This is a genomic window from Sphingomonas sp. HF-S4 (assembly GCF_032911445.1).
In the GTDB taxonomy this organism is placed as follows: domain Bacteria; phylum Pseudomonadota; class Alphaproteobacteria; order Sphingomonadales; family Sphingomonadaceae; genus Sphingomonas; species Sphingomonas agrestis.
Map to the genome: position 1 here is coordinate 966,182 of NZ_JAWJEJ010000001.1, position 16,288 is coordinate 982,469.

The following is a 16,288-nucleotide window of genomic DNA, read 5'->3' on the forward strand; positions in this document are numbered from 1 at the left end:
GTTCCTGAACCTGGCCCGGCCCCCCGGGCGGCACACGCCGCCCGGGGGGTTTACGTTCCCAGCGTCCTGCGCACGCAAACCAGCGTAGCTTCGCCGGGGATCGGCAGCGCCTCGAACCGCATCTCGCATTCGAGCGCGATCGCGTGGCGGTTGGCCCGGGACCGGTCGAGGCGCTTGATCCAGCGCAAACAAGCGTTGATCGAGCGCCGCCTGGGATCGCATGCGAGCAGCGCGGTTCCCCTTGACCTCCCGCGAACACGGCAAGCATGGTGCCCGGCTTGTACCGGAGGGGAGAGCGAATGAAGTCGATGGTCCGTCTAGTCGTATCGGGCCTGTTGGCCGCGTCAGCGCTTGGAGGCATGGCCGGCGTCGCGCACGCGCAGGCGCCCGCCGCGGCGCCGCGTCCGGCGAGCGCCGGCGGGATTTCCGCCGAGCGGCTTGAGCGGGTCAGCGCGCTGCTGCAGGACTATGTCGATCGCGGCCGGATCGCCGGTGCGGTGGTGCAGATCCGGCACGATGGCCGCGACGTCTATTCGCGGGCGTTGGGGTGGCGCGACAAGGAGGCCCGGGCGCCGATGCGCCAGGATACGATCTTCCGCATCGCCTCGCAGACCAAGGCGCTGACCAGTGTCGCGGTGATGATGCTGCTCGAAGAGGGCAAGCTGCTGCTGAACGATCCCGTCGGCAAGTATCTCCCCGAATGGAGCAAGACCAACGTCGCCGTCGCCAAGCCGGAGGGCGGCTATGATATCGTCCCGGCCAAACGGGCAATCACGATCCGCGACCTGCTCACGCACACCGCCGGCGTCTCCTACGGCTATGGCCCGGCGGAGAAGGCGTGGAAGGATGCGGGCATCTCGGGCTGGTATTTCGCCGGCCGCGAGGAGCCGGTGTCGGCGGTTGTCGCCCGCATGGCCGCGCTGCCGATGGCGGCGCAGCCGGGGGAGAAGTTCGTCTATGGCTACAACACCGATATTCTCGGCGTGGTCGTCGAGAAGATCAGCGGCAAGACGCTGGCGGCGTTCCTCGACGAGCGGCTGATCCGGCCGCTGGGGATGAAGGACACGTCCTTCTATGCGCCGCGCGAGAAGGCAGGGCGGATCGCGACCGTCTATTCGGCCGAAGCCGGCGGCATCCGGCGCGCGGCCGATCCGGGCGAATGGCGTGACGGCGCGTATGTCGGGCACGGGCATTATGTCGAAGGGCCGCGCATCGCATTCTCGGGCGGCGCGGGGCTGCTCTCGACCGCATCGGACTATAGCCGGTTCCTCGAGATGCTTCGCCGCGGCGGCACGCTCGACGGCCGGCGCTATCTTGGCCGCAAGTCGGTCGAGCTGATGGTCAGCAACCACCTGGTCGATATCGCCTACAATCCCGGCATGGGGTTTGGGCTGGGCTTCAGCGTCCGCTTGGACCTGGGCAAGGCGGGTGAGCCGGGCTCCGAGGGCGAGTTCGGCTGGGGCGGGGCCTATCACAGCCAATATTGGGTAGATCCCGCGGAGCGGCTTACCGTCGTCTATATGGCGCAGCTTCTTCCGGCCGGCGATATCGACGATCACGGCAAGCTCAGGGCGCTGATCTACCAGGCGCTGAACTGATCCTGATCCTGCCGCCTGGTTAACCAGCGTCCGTCCCGGTTGCGGGGCGGTTGGCCGAAACCGCAGCGAAATTTGTAACGCCTCCGTACCGCAAGACTACGGCAGGCACCGATACGCCTTCGAAAATCCGCAAGCTTAAAAACGCGGGGCGTCCGAACTCGGGCGTTGTCAGGGAAAATCGGAGAATTTCAATGCGTTCGACTCGTAAGTTGCTGCTGCCTGTCGGGCTGGTGGCCGCTGGCTGCATCGCCACGCCGGCACTGGCGCAGACCGCCGGCCCGGCCGCGCTCACCATTTCGGCGGAAGTCGTCGCGAGCTGCACGATCGACCAGGTCGGTGCGATCTCGCTGACCGGCCTCACCGGCGCCTCGGCGGGCACCAGCTCGTCCGACATCGACGTCACCTGCACCAACGGCACCGGCTATGACGTGCTGATCGACAATGGCGATAATTTCGCGACCGGCAGCCGCAACCTGCTCGGCGCCGACACCGCCGAAGCGCTGCCATATGGCCTGTTCACCGCCAACGACTATGCGACCCCCTGGCCGACCGTCGCGGGCGGCACCGCCGCCTATACCGGCACGGGCGATTCGGAGACACACACCGTATATCTGCAGATCCCGTCGGCCTCGCTCGCCGCGGCCAAGGCGGACACCTATTCGGATACGGTGCAAGTCACGGTCGAGTACTGAGCATGGCGACGGCAAGGTCTGTCCCTTTCGCAGCGGGCCTTGCCGTCGTGCTCGCCCTCGGCGCGGCATTGCCGCACCGGGCTGCGGCCCAGGGGCTGTCGGTCGATCCGGTGGTGATCGCGCTTCCCCCGGGCAAGCAGGCCGGCACGCTGCGGTTGCGCAACGGCGGTGACAAGGAACAGGTCGTCCAGCTGCGCGCCTTTATTTGGCAGCAGGGCGTCGACGGGCGCGACCAGCTCGCGCCGACCGAGGATGTCGTGATCGGTCCGCCGCTGGTACGGCTGGGGGCGGGCAAGGAACAGGTCGTCCGCGTGCTGCTGCGTGCGCCGGCGGCGACGGAGCGGGCCTATCGGATCGTTGCCGATCGGCTTCCCCAGGCGCCGCGCGGCGGGGAGGTGCAGGTGCATCTCACGCTGTCGCTGCCGCTGTTCGCGGGCGTGCAGCGCCGGAAGGGGCCGGCGCCTGAGTGGCGGATCCAGGCCGACAACGGCACCCGCTTCCTGACGCTGCGCAATCGTGGCGGCTCGCATTTGCGGATCGATTCGCTCGCGGTGCGCACCGGTGGCGGCGGCTATGTCGAGATCCCAAGCAATGGCAGCCGTTATGTATTGGCCGATGGCGAGCGGCGCTGGCCGGTGCCGGCCGCGATCGCGACGGCGCCGGGGCAAGCCGTCCAGGTCCGGGTCAAGACGCAGGGGCGGACGGTCGAGACCACGGTGTCCCACCCGTCGGAGTAGCCGAGGTGTCGCTCATGGCAGTTGCATTGGCCCTCTTGTCCGCGGGGATGCCCGAAGACCGTTCCGGCGCGTCGGCGGAGCTGTCGGCCGGTGACATCGATCCGCACGAGCGCGCCGTGGTCGCAGTGGTTCTCAACGGGCGCGACACCGGCCAGGTGATCGAGCTCGCGCAGCGCGGGGACGCGCTGTACGCGCGCCGTTCCGACCTGCGCGCGATCGGGCTGATCCTGCCCTCCGGCAAAGAGCGCACGCTGGTGCGGATCGACGTGCTGCCGGGGGTGGCCGCGCGGTACGACGTCGCCAAGGCGGTGCTGATTCTCGACGCAGGGCAGGGGGCGGTGCCCTCGACGCGCGTCGGCAGGGACGCTGGCGTTGCGCCCTCGCTCTCGCCGGTTTCGGGCGTCGGTGTCGCGCTCAACTACGACCTCCAGTTCGAGCAGGACGACCGGTACGGCACGGTCTTCGCCGGCGGGCTCCAGGCGGGCGTGTCGCATGGCCCGCTCACCGCAAGCACGACGGCGACCGTCGCGGCGGGCGGCCGGAGCGACGCGCGGGTGCGCCGGCTGGATACGGTGGTCACCTATTCGAACCCCGACGGGATGCGCGTCTATCGCTTCGGCGACTTGGTCTCGGGTGGGCCCGACTGGAGCCGTCCGGTGCGGATGGGCGGGGTGCAGATCGCTTCGGACTTCTCGATGCGGCCCGATCTGGTGACCTTCCCGGTGCCCCGCACGGCGGGAACCGCGGCGGTGCCGAGCACGGTGAGCGTGCTTGTCGACGGCGTCCAGAGGCTCTCGCAGAATGTCGGCCAGGGCCCGTTCGAGATTCCACGGCTGCCGGTGATGAGTGGCGCCAATCTGGTGTCGATCGTCACCCAGGACGCGCTCGGGCGGCAGGTCGTCCAGCAACTCCCTTTTTATGCCAGCCCGACGATGCTCGCGCCGGGGCTGCAATCCTACAGCGCGGAGCTCGGCGCGGTGCGCCGCGATTTCGGCCAGCCGAGCGACCATTATGCCGGTATCGCCGCCTCCGCGACGCTCCGCCGCGGGCTCAACGACTGGCTTACCGGCGAGGCGCATGGCGAGGCCGCGGACGGGCTCGCCAACCTGGGGCTGGGCGCCACCTTCCGCGTCGGCACGCTCGGCACGGTTTCGCTCGCGGGCAGGGCGAGCGGGGGGCAAGGCGAGATCGGCGGGCTCTATTCGGTCGCGCTCGACCGCACCTCGCGCGACCTCTCCTTCAGCGCCTCGATCCAGCATGCCGACAGCGGCTATCGCGACATCGCCGCGATCAACGGCGACCAGCAGCCGCGCACCGTGGCGCGCGCGCGGCTCGGCGTCCGCACCGGCGGATGGGGATCGTTCGGCGCGGGCTATGCCGCGATCGACTGGGCGAACCGCGCCGATACGCGGCTCGTCACGCTGAGCTGGCAGCGCTCGCTCGCCGATCGCTTCCGCCTGTTCGCGACCGGCTATCGCGACCTCGCCGGCACCGGGGGGACCGGCGCGATGCTGTCGCTCTCGCTCGCCTTGGGCGGCGGCGCCACTGCAAATGCCACTGCCAGCGCCGCCAGCGGCCGCCGCAGCGCCACGTTCCAGGCGAGCGATCCGGTGACCGGGGTCGGCGACTGGGGCTGGCGCGCGGCGCTGTCGGCCGACCAGGACGCGCTCGGTGGATTCGGCGAGCTGCGCTACCGCTCCGCGCATGGCGAGTTCGGGATCGGAGTCGATCGCGGCCGCAATCGCACCGTCGCGCGCGCCACGGCCGAGGGGGCGCTCGTCGTCGCCCATGGGGGCATGTTCCTCGCCAACCGCGTCGACGACAGCTATGCCGTGATCGACACCGATGGCCAGCAGGGCGTCGACGTCTTCGTCGAGAACCGGCGGATCGGGCGCACCAACCGCGCCGGGATGCTGCTCGCGCCCGACCTGCGCGCGTTCGAAGTCAACCGTATCAGCATCGACATCGATGGTCTGCCGATCGAAGCGACCGTCACCGATTCCAGCCGCATCGTCACGCCCTATCGCGGCGCGGGGACCGTCGTGCGCTTCCCCATCGAGCGCGCGCGATCGGTGCGCGTTCGCCTGGTCGATGCGGCGGGCGCGCCCCTGCCGGTCGGCAGCCTCGCGCAGACGCAAGGGGGCGAGGCGACCCCGATCGGCTATGACGGCGAGCTCTATCTCGAGATGCCCGGCGCACAGGCGACCGTAACGACGACGATGCCCGGCGGCATCACCTGCCGCACGACGCTTGCCTATCCCGACCAGGCCGGCGCGATGCCGCATCTCGGAGCGCAGCCATGCGTGTGAAGCTACTCCTGCCTGCCGCGGCGGCGCTGCTGGGAAGTGCCGGCACGGCGCATGCTGCCGACTGCGAGGTCCGCGCGACCCCGCTGGTGTTCGGCAGCTATCGCCCGACCGTGCGCGGGCCGACCGACGTCACCGCGACGATCACGGTCACCTGCACCGCGGTCGAGGCCGAGGACGTGGCCTATGAGATCGAGCTGACCGGGGCGGAGAATGACTTGCTCGAGACGCCCGAGGGCGGGCCGCCGCTGCGCTACGGCATCTTCGTCGACTCCCCGCGGCTACGGCGCTGGGGCGACGGGCTGGGCGGCACCGCGACGCTGGCGGGAAGCATGTCGCTGTCGCCGGGCGAGCGGCGGAGCATCTCGCACACCGTCTATGGACGGCTGCCGGGCGGCCAGCGCGCGCGCGCTGGCGCCTATTTCCAGGCGCCGATGATCGCGCTGCGGCTGCTATGATCGCGGCTTGCCTGCGATCCCCATGCCGATCGCCAGTGCGACGACGTCGGCGACGGTCTTGACGCCCAGCCGGTCCATCATCCGCGCGCGGTGCATCTCGATCGTGCGGACACTGAGCCCGAGCTCAGCGGCGATCACCTTGTTCGACATCCCCGCGCCCAGCCCCTGGAGCACTTCGCGCTCGCGCGTCGAGAGCGAGGAGATCAGCCGCGCATTGTGGGTGAACGCCTGGTTCGCGGCCTGCTCGCGGTCGATCGTCTCGAATGCGCGCGCGATCGCCTCCTGTAGCAGCCGCTGGTTGGGCGGCTTTTCGAGGAAGTCGCTGGCGCCGAGCTTGAGCGCGCTCACCGCCGTCGCGACCTCGGCGTGTGCGGTCAGCATCACGACGGGGAGGACATCGAACCGCCCGCCCATCCGCCGCAACACCTCGATCCCGTCGAGCCCCGGCATCCACAGATCGAGCAGCACGCATCCGGGGCGCAGCGAGTCGATTTCCTCGAGAAAGTCGATTCCGCTCAGGAACGGCCGGGCGCGATAGCCGAGCGCGGTGACCAGCAAATGGAGCGACTGCCGCGACGCACGCTCGTCGTCGACGATATACACCTTTCGCAGTGCATGGGACGAGCCGTCGGGTAGCCGTTTCGGATGGGTTCGCGCGCCGGTCGCCTGCGGCGCATTGGGCGAGAAGAGTGCGTTATATTGTTGCATGCGATCCCGTTACGCGCGGCTGCGCTCGTCGAAGTCTTCGAGCGAGATCGGTTCTGCGAACTGCAGGCCCGCAAATCCGTTCCGCACCCATCGCACCTGGCATCGCAGCAGCGGTGCCGCGCCACAGACGATCTCGACGACGTGGCCGGGCAGTAAGACCGGGCGCCCAAAGATCAACATGCCTCCCTGCGAAATATTGCAGATTTGCACTGCAAAACGCCGATCGCCGGCGCAAATGAGCGTCGCAGGGCGTGAGACCGAGTAGCGCGGCGCGCGCGGGGCCGGGGCCCTTTGCCGTTTCCGCGGCGCTGCGTGCAGCAAATCGAGCGGCAGCGGCGTGGCGAAGGAGAGGCCGGAGACCCGGTCCCGCGTCCAGCGCACCGTCGCCGGAACGCTGTGGCCGCCCTCGAATAACACCGCGCCGGCAAGCCCCGTACGAAGCGGCTGCGGTGTGCTTCCCGAAGCGCCACGGAGCGACAGCGCCTGCAGGCTGAAGTCCACCGTCTCGTCGCGCATCGAGAATTGGATTGTGCGGTGTCGCTGCGGGATGCGCGGATCCCGCCGCCGCTCGACTATCCCCCCATCGGTCGCATCCTCGACCGGCACCACAACGGATAGGTTCTGACTTTTACGCAACGCAAGTCCCCCGACCAACGAACTTCCGCGCTCTTTGACCCCTGCAAATGCAATCTGCTGTTAACGAAGGGACGGTAGTTATACCGTATGCCTAGAAACGTTTCGCATACGTCTCGAATGCAAGCTTTCGGGAAATCGGAACCCGATCCCCCGAAAGCCGATGCGCCTGTCGCGAGCGCTACATGTTCGCTGCGGTTGGCCGAACGATCACTTCGTTGATGTCGACGCCCTCGGGCTGTTCGAGCGCGAAGCGGATCGCGCGCGCGATGGCATCCGGGGTTAGCGACTTCTTCCGCCAGTCCTTGAGCGCGGCGGCAACCTGCGGGTCGGTAATGTCGTCGCCCAGCTCGGTCGCGGTGACGCCGGGCGAGATGACCGTAGAGCGGATCTCGTCATGCTCCTGCCGCAGCCCTTCGGTGATCGCCCACACCGCATATTTTGTGCCGCAATAGACCGCGGCGGTCGGCAGGACGAGGTGCGCGCCGATCGAAGCGACGTTGACGACGTGCCCCTGCTTCTGCGCGACGAAGCGCGGCAGCACCGCGGCGATGCCGTTGAGCACGCCGTGAATGTTGACGTCGATCATCCGCTTCCACTCGTCGCGCTTGAGGGCGGCGAGCGGCGAGAGCGGCATCACCCCGGCATTGTTGACCAGCACGTCGATCCGGCCGAACCGCGCCTCCGCCGCATTGGCAAAGGCGTCGAAATCTTCAGGGTCGGTCACGTCCAGAGCGCGCCAGGCGGCAGCGTCGCCAAGCTCGGCCGCGAGCGCTTCCAGCCGCTCGCCGCGGCGTGCGCCGATAAACAATTGCGCGCCCGCCGCGGCCAGCTCGCGGACCGTGGCTTCGCCGATCCCGCTCGAGGCGCCGGTGACCAGAACGACCTTTTCGCTGATACCCGTCATGATGATTTCCTTTTGTCTGGAGTGACGCAGTGGAGATGGGGCAGGAGAGGGCCCAGGCGGTAGCGCGATCACCCGAAGACTTTGCACGATCCTCCAAATCCGTTGTTGCGCGCTTGCGCTAGCGCGCGGCATCGTCGATCGAGGTGGCATGGAAAATATTGCCCAGCTTGCCGAGCTGCTTCAGCAGCACACGCCCGAACCCGGCATGTTCGGCACCGCTATCGGGCGGCTGTCGCTGATCCGCGCGAACCAGCCGAGCGAGCCGGTGCCGGCAGTATACGAGGCCTCGCTTTGCCTGATCGCCCAGGGATCGAAGCGGGTCTCGCTGGGCGAGGACAGCATGGTCTACGACGCGTCGCGCTATTTGATCGTCTCGGTCGATCTGCCGCTGACGGGCCATGTGCTCGAGGCCAGCGCCGGCGCCCCCTATCTGTGCTGCAAGATCGATCTAGATACTGCCGCGCTTGCGGACATGGTCGCGGCCGACGAACGCGGCGCGCCGAGGAGCAACCTGCCGCCGCTGGCGATCTATCCGAGCGACCCCGACCTGATCGACGCCGCGTGCCGGCTGGTGCGGTTGCTCGACCGTCCCGAGAGCATCGCCGCGCTGGCGCCGCTGATCGAGCGCGAGATCCTCTATCGCCTTCTGACCGGGCCGCATGGCGCGATGCTGCACCACATCGCCTCCGCCGACAGCCGCCTCAACCAGATCAGCCGCGCGATCGCCGCGATCCGCAGCGGTTATCACGCGCAGCTCCGCGTCGATGACATAGCGGCGGCGGCGGGCATGAGCGCCTCGTCGCTGCACGCCCATTTCAAGGCGGTCACGCGGATGACCCCGCTCGAATATCAGAAGCGGCTGCGGCTCCAAGAGGCGCGGCGGCTGATGCTGGCGGGGGGCGCGAGCGCGGGCTCGGCGGGCTTCGCGGTGGGCTATGAAAGCCCTTCGCAGTTCAGCCGCGAATATCGCCGCCTGTTCGGCGCGCCGCCGCGGCAGGACATCGAGCGGATCCAGCATCGGGAAGCGTACAACGTGGCACTATGAACTCCCCTCCCTTTCAGGGAGAAGAATCTCGACGTCCGAAACGAACAGCCCCGCTTCGCTTGACAGCCCATCACCACTCCCGCCAATCCTCGCCGATGGGAGCCGGACACAGCAACGCGACCAAACGTGCCGATCCGCCCGGCATCGTCCAGCCCACGATGGACGATGTCGCCGCGCTTGCCGGCGTCGCGCGGGCCACGGTTTCGCGCGTGCTCAGCAACCACGCCAATGTCCGCGCCGAAGTGCGCGAGCGGGTGATGCATGTCGTCGCCGCGCTCGACTATCGCGTCAATCCGCAGGCGCGCGGCCTCGCCAGCAAGATCAGCAAGACTTTGGTGCTCGTCCACTGCACCACTCCCGATGCCGAGCCCAATTCCTATTATGATTCGGCCCTAGAGCTAGGGGCGCTGCGCGCCGCGGCGGCCGGCGGGTTCGAGCTGTCGACGCTCAGCCTGTTCACCGACGATCCGCGCCGCTCGGACAAATTGATCGAGCTGCTCGCCTCGGGCCGCTGCGCCGGCGCGATCCTGACCCCGCCGATGTCGGACGATGTCGCGCTGGCGCGGCGGCTGGTCGGGCTGGGCTATCCCGCGGTCTGCGTCGCGCCGGGCGACGAGGTGCGCGGGCTGCTCGCGGGGGTCGGGCTCGACGAGGAAGCGGCGGGGCACGAGATGGGCGCGCATGTCGTCGCGCTCGGTCATCGCCGGCTCGGCTATGTGCTGGGGATCGAGGGGCATCGCTCGGCCGAGCTGCGCTATGCCGGCTTCCTGCGCGCGGTCCACGACGCCGGATTGCCCGAGAGCGCGGTGACTTCGTCGCGCGGCGACTTCACCTTCCGCGCCGGAGTCCTCTGCACCCAGCAATTGCTCGACACCGCGGTGCGGCCGAGCGCGATCATCTGCGCCAACGACGATATGGCGGTGGGCGCGCTGTTCGCGGCGCACCGCATGAACCTCGCAGTGCCGGCCGAGCTGTCGATCGTCGGCTTCGACGACGCCCCGATCTCGGCGCACACCTGGCCGCCGTTGACCACGGTCCACCAGCCGGTCCGCCGGATCGCGGCGCGCGCGGTCGATCTGCTCGTCGAGATGCTTCGCCACGGCATGCCGGCCAAGGCTGTGTTCGAGTCAGTCGAGCACCGCCTCGTCCTGCGCGAATCCGCCGCCGAACCGCGCGACTGACCGTCCGGTCGACATGCCATTGACGCAGGTGCGATAGTGCACGTACAAGATTGGAAGCGCTTTCAATGGTGGAACGCTGTCACTAGGAAGCACGAAGAGAGGCGAGGCGGATTACCGCCCGCACGCTTAGGGGAGTATGGCATGGGGCGGACGGCCGGCGCGCGTCGCAACACATCGACATCGTGGAAATTCGGCCTCACTGCGTCGTCGCTTGCGCTCGCGGCAGGGCTTCCCGGGGCGGCGTTCGCGCAGGAGGCAGCGCAGGACGAGCAGCCCGCGCCCGAGGAGGAGATCGTCGTCACCGGGCTGCGTGCCAGCCTCGAAAGCTCGATCAACACCAAGCGCGACAATGCGTCGATCGTCGAGGCGGTCTCGGCCGAGGACATCGGCAAGCTCCCCGACGTGTCGATCGCCGAATCGATCGCGCGCCTGCCGGGCCTCGCCGCCCAGCGGGTCAACGGCCGCGCCCAGGTGATCTCGATCCGCGGCCTCGCGCCCGACTTCACCACCACCTTGCTCAACGGCCGCCAGCAGGCGAGTTCGGGCGACAATCGTGCGGTCGAGTTCGACCAATATCCTTCCGAATTGCTGTCGAGCGTCGTGGTCTACAAGACCCCCGATGCCAGCATCGCCGGCATGGGGCTGTCGGGCAGCGCCGACCTGCGCACGGTGCGTCCGCTAGCCTTCGGCAAGCGCGTGATCGCGCTCAACCTGCGCGGCGAGCTCGATGCCGATGGCGGCAAGAACGCCGACATCTCGCGGCGCGGCTGGCGCGGCACGGTGAGCTATATCGATCAGAACGCCAGCGGCACGCTCGGCTGGTCGATCGGATATGCCCATCTCGATTCGCCGAGCCACGTCCAGCATTACAAGGCGTTCGGCTATGAATCATTCGGCGGCGTCTGCGAGCCGGGCACCTCGCAGCCGCCCTCGTGCAGCCCCGATACCGTCCAGCCCGATTCAGCCGATGCGGCGCTTCAGCTCAACGGGCAGGAGATCTGGCAGACCAGCCGGCGCAATCAACGCGACGGCGTGATGGGTGCGCTCGAATGGCAGCCGAGCGATGGCGTGCACAGCGTCCTCGATCTCTATTATTCGCGCTTCAAGCAGAAGGAAGTCGTCCGCGGCGCGCAATGGTTCTCGAACGGCTGGGCCGACAATGCGACCTTCACCAATGTCGGCCTCACCGAAATCGGCGGGTCGCAGGTCGGCACTTCGGGGCGCGTCACCAATGCCGTGCCGATCCTGCGCAACGACCTGAACACGCGCGAGGACGAGCTGTTCGCCGCCGGGCTCAACAACGAATTCCAGCTCGACGACCGCACGCGCTTCGTCGCCGACCTCAGCTATTCGCGCAACAAGCGCGACGAGACCTATATCGAGACCTATGCCGGCTATGGCGCGGGGCCGTTCCAGACCCGCACGCTCGATGCCTACGACTTCTCCTTCCCGGTCGACGGGTCGTATCCCACCTATGATTTCGGGCTCGATTATGCCGATGCCGCGCAGATCTCGCTCGGCGACCGCGCCCCCTGGGGCGGCTGGGGGCATGACGGCCTGCTCAAGTCGCCGCACGTCAAGGAGGATCTCGCCGCGATCGACCTCCAGCTGAGCCGTGAGCTCGACGGGTTCTTCAGCGGCATCGAGATCGGCGTCAACTATACCCGGCGGGTCAAGAGCAAGACCGTGGACGAGTTCGATCTCAATCTCAAGAACAGCCGCCAGCAGGTTCTGATCGGATCGCAATATCTGCTCGATCCGACCTCGCTCGATTTCGCCGGCTTCGGCAACGTCATCGCCTGGGACCTCGCCGCTGCGCTCGACAATTATTACGACCAGACCCCACTCGAAGACGCCAACCATTTCGACAAGACGTGGAAGATCAACGAGGATATCGTCACCTGGAAGGCCAAGGCGAATATCGACTGGGGCCGGCTGCGCGGCAATGTCGGCGTGCAGGTGGTCAGCCAGTTCCAGGCCTCGTCGGGGCTGCGGATCAACCAGACGCTGACGCCGATCGCGCTGTCCCAGGTCTACGAGACCGCCTACTATACCGACGTGCTGCCCAGCGCGAACCTGATCTACGATCTGGGCGGCGGGCATCGTTTCCGCTTGGCGGCGGCCAAGGTGCTCGCGCGTCCGCGGATGGACGACATGCGTGCCAATTTCACGCCGGGGTTCAATACCAATCCGTGCGGCGGCAGCCCGCCCTGCGCACCGGGGAGCACGGTCAATCCCTGGTCGGCGACCGGGGGCAACCCCGACCTACAGCCGTGGCGCGCCAAGGCGCTCGATGTCGCGTACGAATGGTATATCGGCAAGGCGACCTATATCAGCGTCGCGGGCTTCTATAAGTGGCTCGACAACTACATCTACAACCGCAACTTCGCGATCGACTTTTCGGGCCTGCCGATCCCGACCAACCAGATCCCGCCGGGCATCGTGATCAGCCCGCTCGGCCAGGTGACGATGCCCGCCAACGGTCCCGGCGGCAATTTGAAGGGCATCGAGGTCAGCGGCGCGTTCGAGATCGGCCGGTTGGTCCCCGCGCTCGATGGTTTCGGGTTCACCGGCAGCTACTCGTACACGGAATCGAACCTAAACCCGACCGACAACAACGATGTGGTGCGCATCCCCGGCCTGTCAGGAACGGTGTACAACGTCACCGGTTACTTCGAAAAATGGGGGTTCCAGGCCCGCGCGAGCTATCGCTTCCGCTCGGCGTTCAAGGGCGAGACGGTGCAGCTCTTCACCAATCGCGGCTACACCGAGATCCTCGCCGACAAGCAGCTCGATACCCAGATCGGCTACACCTTCCCCGAAGGGTCTGCGCTGTCGGGGCTCGGCATCCTGCTCCAGGTCAGCAACGTCACCGATTCGCCCTATCGCACGCGGCTCGGTCTCGACAATGGCGGCACCCAGACCAGCGACGGGACGCCGTTGCCCGAGACCTATGAGAAATACGGCCGTCAGTTCCTACTGGGACTGAACTACCGCTTCTGATCCCTCCTGGGGAGGCGCGACGAAAGTTGCGCCTCCCCGTTTTTCGCGGAACGTGTCAGACTTCGCGCAAGGGAGAGGAACCGCGATGCAGCAGCTCAGGCGTATCCTGATCGTCGGCGGCGGCTCGGCGGGCTGGATGTCCGCCGCCTTATTGTCAAAGCTTTTCCGTGGCTTGTACGAGATCACTTTGATCGAGTCCGAAGAAATCGGCACGATCGGCGTTGGCGAGGCGACCATCCCCGCGATCAAGAAATACAACGAGCTGCTTGGCCTCGACGAGAACGCCTTCCTCCGCGACACTTTCGGTACCTTCAAGCTCGGTATCCAGTTCGTCGACTGGCTGCGGCGGGGTTCGAGCTACATCCACGGCTTCGGGGTGATCGGCCGGGATCTCGGCTGGCTGCGCTGCCACCAATATTGGCTCAAGATGCACGCCCTCGGTCGCGCCGGGGACTTCGCCGACTATTCGATCAACACCGCCGCAGCGCTGAAGGACAAGTTCCGCCGCGCCGATCCCAAGATGGCGGAATCGCCGATCGGCCACATCGCCAACGCCTTCCATTTCGATGCCAGCCTCTATGCCAAGTTCCTGCGCGGCGATGCCGAGCAACGGGGCGTGATCCGACGCGAGGGCAAAGTGGCCGACGTCACCCTGCGGCCCGATGGTTTCGTCGAGTCGGTGACGATGGCCGACGGTGCGGTGATCGAAGCCGACCTGTTCGTCGACTGCTCGGGCTTCCGTGGGCTGATCATCGAGCAGGCGATGGCGACCGGCTATGAGGACTGGACGCACTGGCTGCCCTGCGACCGCGCCATCGCGGTGCCGTGCGCCCGCAGCGATGCGTTCACCCCCTATACCCGCGCCACCGCGCGCACCGCGGGCTGGCAATGGCGCATCCCGCTCCAGCACCGCACCGGCAACGGCCATGTCTATTCGAGCGCACATATCGACGATGCCGAGGCCGAGGCGATGCTCCTCGCCAATCTCGACGGCGAACAGCTCGCCGAGCCCAACCGCATCCGCTTCGTCACTGGCAAGCGCCGGCAGATCTGGAACCGCAACTGCGTCGCGATCGGGTTGGCGGCGGGGTTCCTCGAGCCGCTCGAATCGACCAGCCTGCACCTGATCCAGTCGTCGATCATCCGGATGGTGCGGCTGCTCCCCGATGCGCGCTTCGATCCCGCGACGATCGCCGAGTTCAATCGCCAGACCGACTTCGAGTATGCGCGCGTCCGCGACTTCCTGATCCTCCACTACAAAGCGACGACACGCGACGACACGCCGTTCTGGCGCCATTGCCGCGACATGGACGTGCCCGACACGCTGCGGCGGAAGATCGAGCTGTTCGCCGCCAATGGCCGCATCTTCCGTGAGGACGAGGAGCTGTTCTCCGAGGAGAGCTGGATCCAGGTGTTCCTCGGCCAGGGCGTGATCCCGCGCGGCTATGACCCGCTGGTCGATATCAAGAGCGAGGCGCAGGTCGAGCAGTATCTCGGCAATATCCGCGGGGTGATCGCCAAGTGCGTCGACCTGATGCCGAGCCATGCCGACTATGTTGCCAAGACATGCGCGGCCTGAGGAGAGAAATGCCATGAAGGGGCTATGGCTGCTGTTGGTGCTGGGCCTTGCGGCATGCGCGCCGGTCGATCGGCCGCGCGTGGATGCGGTGGAGGTCTGGCTGACCACGCCCGACAAGTCCGCGCTGCTCGCCCCGCAGCCGTCGCTGCCGCTGCGCACCGGGGCGGGGGCGGGGGACGTCATTACCGTCGATCCGGCGCAGCGCTATCAGGCGATGGTCGGCTTCGGCGCCTCGATCACCGACGCCTCGGCCTGGCTGATCCAGCGGATGGATCCTGCCCAGCGCGATGCCTTGCTCCATGAGCTGTTCGAACCGGCGCCGGGGCTCAACTTCTCGTTCATGCGGCTGACGGTCGGGGCCTCGGACTTCTCGCGCAGCCATTACAGCTATGACGATCGTCCCCGGGGGGAGCGCGATCCGTCGCTGGCGCATTTCTCGATCGCGCCCGCGCGCGTGGACGTGCTGCCCACTGCCAAGGCGGCCCGTGCGATCAACCCGCGGCTCGCGGTAATGGTCTCGCCGTGGAGCGCGCCGGGCTGGATGAAGACCAGCGACTCGCTGATCAAAGGCAGCCTGCGCGAAGACGCCTACGCCCCCTTCGCCACCTATCTGCGCCGTACGATCCAGGACTTTGCCGCGCAGATCGGCCCGATCGACTATCTCAGCATCCAGAACGAGCCCGATTTCGAGCCCGACGACTATCCCGGCATGCGGCTCAGCCCGGCGCAGCGCGCGCGGATCATCGGCGACCATCTCGGCCCCGAACTCACCCGCGCCAGGCTCGGCACCCGCATCCTCGACTGGGACCATAATTGGGACCAGCCCGCCCAGCCGCTCGCCGTGCTTGCCGATCCCAGGGCCCCGCGCCACGTCGCGGGCGTCGCCTGGCATTGCTATGGCGGCGATGTCGGTGCGCAGAGCCAGGTACGCGACCAGCATCCCGGCAAGGACGTGTTCTTCACCGAATGCTCGGGCGGCGATTGGTCGAAGCCCTGGCCCGACAGCTGGGCGTGGACGATGCGCAACCTCGTGATCGGCAGCACGCGCAACTGGGCGCGCGGCGTGCTGATGTGGAACCTCGCGCTAGACGAGAAGTCCGGGCCGCATCTCGGCGGCTGCGGCAATTGCCGCGGGGTGGTGACGATCGACAGCAGGACCGGGGCGGTCACCCGCAATCCCGAATATTATGCGTTCGGCCATGCCAGCCGCTTCGTTGCGGTCGGCGCGCGGCGGATCGCTTCGGACAGCCGCAAGGACGGCATAGAGACCGTCGCCTTCGCCAACCCGGACGGTTCGCGCGTGCTGCTCGCCTTCAACGCGGGCAAGGCGACGGTATTCACCGTCGCCAGCGAGGGGCGCCATTTCGCCTATGCCCTCCCGCCTGGCGCGGCGGCGACCTTCCGCTGGAGAGACCGACGCTGAGCCGCGCGCTGCCTCGCG

At 67.6% G+C, this 16,288-nt stretch carries 14 protein-coding genes; 10 read left to right on the top strand and 4 right to left on the bottom strand.

What is annotated here, in order from left to right:
• Positions 1-50: 50 nt before the first annotated feature.
• On the bottom strand, positions 51-188 hold the full coding sequence (locus tag RZN05_RS04115) for a hypothetical protein (protein ID WP_317225354.1): 138 nt from the start codon (positions 186-188) through the stop codon (positions 51-53).
• 111 nt (positions 189-299) lie between these two features.
• On the opposite strand from RZN05_RS04115, the gene RZN05_RS04120 reads away from it, so the two are divergent.
• The 5 genes from RZN05_RS04120 (at position 300) to RZN05_RS04140 (ending at position 5,791) form a co-directional block, all read left to right on the top strand.
• Positions 300-1,598, top strand: coding sequence for a serine hydrolase domain-containing protein (locus tag RZN05_RS04120; protein ID WP_317225355.1), 1,299 nt, complete (start codon positions 300-302; stop codon positions 1,596-1,598).
• 191 nt (positions 1,599-1,789) lie between these two features.
• The gene (locus RZN05_RS04125; RefSeq protein ID WP_317225356.1) at positions 1,790-2,290 is read left to right on the top strand and encodes a Csu type fimbrial protein; all 501 of its coding nucleotides are present in this window, start codon (positions 1,790-1,792) and stop codon (positions 2,288-2,290) included.
• 47 nt (positions 2,291-2,337) lie between these two features.
• Positions 2,338-3,027: a fimbrial biogenesis chaperone gene (locus RZN05_RS04130; RefSeq protein ID WP_317225357.1), complete on the top strand. Its 690-nt coding sequence runs from the start codon at positions 2,338-2,340 to the stop codon at positions 3,025-3,027.
• A 47-nt stretch (positions 3,028-3,074) separates the two neighbouring features.
• The gene (locus RZN05_RS04135; protein WP_317225358.1) at positions 3,075-5,336 is read left to right on the top strand and encodes a fimbria/pilus outer membrane usher protein; all 2,262 of its coding nucleotides are present in this window, start codon (positions 3,075-3,077) and stop codon (positions 5,334-5,336) included.
• Positions 5,327-5,791 (top strand): Csu type fimbrial protein, encoded by a 465-nt coding sequence (locus RZN05_RS04140; protein WP_317225359.1) that lies wholly within the window; start codon positions 5,327-5,329, stop codon positions 5,789-5,791. Before RZN05_RS04135 ends, RZN05_RS04140 begins: the two co-directional genes overlap by 10 nt.
• Here the strand turns inward: RZN05_RS04140 and RZN05_RS04145 are convergent.
• The 3 genes from RZN05_RS04145 to RZN05_RS04155 all read right to left on the bottom strand — a co-directional run bounded on the left by RZN05_RS04145 (position 5,786) and on the right by RZN05_RS04155 (position 8,039).
• Positions 5,786-6,499, bottom strand: coding sequence for a response regulator transcription factor (locus RZN05_RS04145; protein WP_317225360.1), 714 nt, complete (start codon positions 6,497-6,499; stop codon positions 5,786-5,788). The two genes, RZN05_RS04140 and RZN05_RS04145, sit on opposite strands and share 6 nt — an antisense overlap.
• A gap of 9 nt (positions 6,500-6,508) precedes the next feature.
• The gene (locus tag RZN05_RS04150; protein ID WP_317225361.1) at positions 6,509-7,105 is read right to left on the bottom strand and encodes a PilZ domain-containing protein; all 597 of its coding nucleotides are present in this window, start codon (positions 7,103-7,105) and stop codon (positions 6,509-6,511) included.
• Between the two features lie 208 nt (positions 7,106-7,313).
• Positions 7,314-8,039 carry an SDR family oxidoreductase gene (locus tag RZN05_RS04155; RefSeq protein ID WP_317225362.1) on the bottom strand — a complete coding sequence of 242 codons (726 nt, stop codon included), beginning with the start codon at positions 8,037-8,039 and terminating at the stop codon, positions 7,314-7,316.
• 148 nt (positions 8,040-8,187) lie between these two features.
• Between RZN05_RS04155 and RZN05_RS04160 the strand changes: the two genes are divergently transcribed.
• The 5 genes from RZN05_RS04160 (at position 8,188) to RZN05_RS04180 (ending at position 16,270) form a co-directional block, all read left to right on the top strand.
• Positions 8,188-9,084, top strand: coding sequence for an AraC family transcriptional regulator (locus RZN05_RS04160; protein ID WP_317225363.1), 897 nt, complete (start codon positions 8,188-8,190; stop codon positions 9,082-9,084).
• 95 nt (positions 9,085-9,179) lie between these two features.
• Positions 9,180-10,265 carry a LacI family DNA-binding transcriptional regulator gene (locus tag RZN05_RS04165; protein WP_317225364.1) on the top strand — a complete coding sequence of 362 codons (1,086 nt, stop codon included), beginning with the start codon at positions 9,180-9,182 and terminating at the stop codon, positions 10,263-10,265.
• A gap of 141 nt (positions 10,266-10,406) precedes the next feature.
• The gene (locus RZN05_RS04170) at positions 10,407-13,268 is read left to right on the top strand and encodes a TonB-dependent receptor (protein WP_317225365.1); all 2,862 of its coding nucleotides are present in this window, start codon (positions 10,407-10,409) and stop codon (positions 13,266-13,268) included.
• Between the two features lie 85 nt (positions 13,269-13,353).
• Positions 13,354-14,847: a tryptophan halogenase family protein gene (locus RZN05_RS04175; protein WP_317225366.1), complete on the top strand. Its 1,494-nt coding sequence runs from the start codon at positions 13,354-13,356 to the stop codon at positions 14,845-14,847.
• A 13-nt stretch (positions 14,848-14,860) separates the two neighbouring features.
• A complete protein-coding gene (locus tag RZN05_RS04180) occupies positions 14,861-16,270 on the top strand; it encodes a glycoside hydrolase family 30 protein (protein WP_317225367.1) in 1,410 nt (469 codons plus the stop codon).
• Positions 16,271-16,288 lie beyond the last annotated feature (18 nt).

Bases quoted from the DNA above. Each gene is read 5' to 3' on its own strand.
- RZN05_RS04120 (WP_317225355.1), top strand. From the start codon at position 300: ATGAAGTCGATGGTCCGTCTAGTCGTATCGGGCCTGTTGGCCGCGTCA.
- RZN05_RS04125 (WP_317225356.1), top strand. From the start codon at position 1,790: ATGCGTTCGACTCGTAAGTTGCTGCTGCCTGTCGGGCTGGTGGCCGCT.
- RZN05_RS04135 (WP_317225358.1), top strand. From the start codon at position 3,075: ATGCCCGAAGACCGTTCCGGCGCGTCGGCGGAGCTGTCGGCCGGTGAC.
- RZN05_RS04140 (WP_317225359.1), top strand. From the start codon at position 5,327: ATGCGTGTGAAGCTACTCCTGCCTGCCGCGGCGGCGCTGCTGGGAAGT.
- RZN05_RS04145 (WP_317225360.1), bottom strand. From the start codon at position 6,499: ATGCAACAATATAACGCACTCTTCTCGCCCAATGCGCCGCAGGCGACC.
- RZN05_RS04155 (WP_317225362.1), bottom strand. From the start codon at position 8,039: ATGACGGGTATCAGCGAAAAGGTCGTTCTGGTCACCGGCGCCTCGAGC.
- RZN05_RS04160 (WP_317225363.1), top strand. From the start codon at position 8,188: ATGGAAAATATTGCCCAGCTTGCCGAGCTGCTTCAGCAGCACACGCCC.
- RZN05_RS04165 (WP_317225364.1), top strand. From the start codon at position 9,180: ATGGGAGCCGGACACAGCAACGCGACCAAACGTGCCGATCCGCCCGGC.
- RZN05_RS04170 (WP_317225365.1), top strand. From the start codon at position 10,407: ATGGGGCGGACGGCCGGCGCGCGTCGCAACACATCGACATCGTGGAAA.
- RZN05_RS04175 (WP_317225366.1), top strand. From the start codon at position 13,354: ATGCAGCAGCTCAGGCGTATCCTGATCGTCGGCGGCGGCTCGGCGGGC.
- RZN05_RS04180 (WP_317225367.1), top strand. From the start codon at position 14,861: ATGAAGGGGCTATGGCTGCTGTTGGTGCTGGGCCTTGCGGCATGCGCG.